Here is a 1,319-nt window from a genome sequence, read left to right on the forward strand (position 1 = left end):
GGCCTATCAATGCCAACCTTTGATGAGTTCTGGGCTAAAGGCTATGTAGAATTTAAAGCTCCTGAAGAAGCTAAGAATTTCGTAAAAATGAAAGATTTTAGAGATGACCCAATTACTAATAGATTAGGAACTCCAAGTGGTAAGATAGAAATATTTTCTAAAAAGATTGATAAGTTTGGCTATGATGATTGCAAAGGCTTAGTTCAATTTTATGAACCAGCTGAATATTTAGGCAATGCTAAAAAATATAAATTAAATCTAATAACTCCACATCCAAAGTATAGATTACACTCACAACTTAATAATACTTTTTTAAGAGATTTTGAAGAAGTAGAAGGAAAAGAAAGCTTATGGATGAATCCAATTGATGCAAAAGCTCGTGGTATTAAAAATGGAGATATAGTTCGTATATTTAATGATAGAGGGGAAATACTAGGTGGTGTTTTAGTAACTGAATATGTTAAACCTGGTGTAATTAGAATGCAAGAAGGCTCTTGGTATAATCCTAATAAAAAAGGCTTATGCTTACACGGAGATGTGAATGTGCTTATAGCTGATATTCCAAGTAGCAAACTTGCTTGTGGTAATCAAGCAACTGCTTTAGTAGAAATAGAAAAATATACTAAAGAAATTCCAGCACTTGATTTATTTAGACAACCAAAGTTTAAAGCATAAATTAAATAAAGCCTAAAAGTATATTTTAGGCTTTAAAAATACTTATTAAGATAAGTAATAAAAACAAATAATAATAAGTATAAAAACATTTATAAGGATAATAAAAAAATGAAAAAACTAATATTATTAAGTTTAATTACAAGCTCATTATTAGCTAATAATTATGCTTTAGAAAACACTCCTTTAAGTATTAATAATAAAACAATAGGAACAATTATTATAGGAACTAAGTTTGATATAGTTAAAAATGATAATAATAAAAGCGAGATAAAACTTACAGGCTATCGTCCTAAAGGTGGAAAAGCTATTTATGATACTTTAGGTGTCTTATCAAATAGCGTAAATCTTGATGATGCTAATGCTGTTAAAGTAATAGGAACTAAAGTAGATGATTATGATAATACTTGGGAAGTAGTAGAGATAGTAGCTAGTGTTGATAATACTAAGATTACAAATAAAGATATTATAGAAGATGGTAAGGCGTTATTTGAAGAAAGATGTGGTATATGCCATGCTTTACATGCTTATGATGAGTTTAGTAAAAATGTATGGCCAAGCACAATTAAATCTATGCAAGATAATGCAAGTTTAGATGAGAATGAATACTATCAAGTAGTAAAATACTTACAAAGAGTAGCTCCTGG

The 1,319-nt window shown here is 28.7% G+C and carries 2 protein-coding genes; both read left to right on the forward strand.

What is annotated here, in order from left to right:
- A partial coding sequence (locus KJR01_RS09560; protein WP_284444078.1) for a molybdopterin dinucleotide binding domain-containing protein occupies nucleotides 1-675 on the forward strand: 675 nt, incomplete at its 5' end.
- A gap of 108 nt (nucleotides 676-783) precedes the next feature.
- Nucleotides 784-1,319: hypothetical protein (locus KJR01_RS09565; protein WP_214119003.1), on the forward strand; the 536-nt coding region annotated here is incomplete at its 3' end.

The sequence above is a fragment of the Campylobacter sp. 2018MI10 genome, from assembly GCF_018501175.1.
Classification (GTDB): domain Bacteria; phylum Campylobacterota; class Campylobacteria; order Campylobacterales; family Campylobacteraceae; genus Campylobacter_E.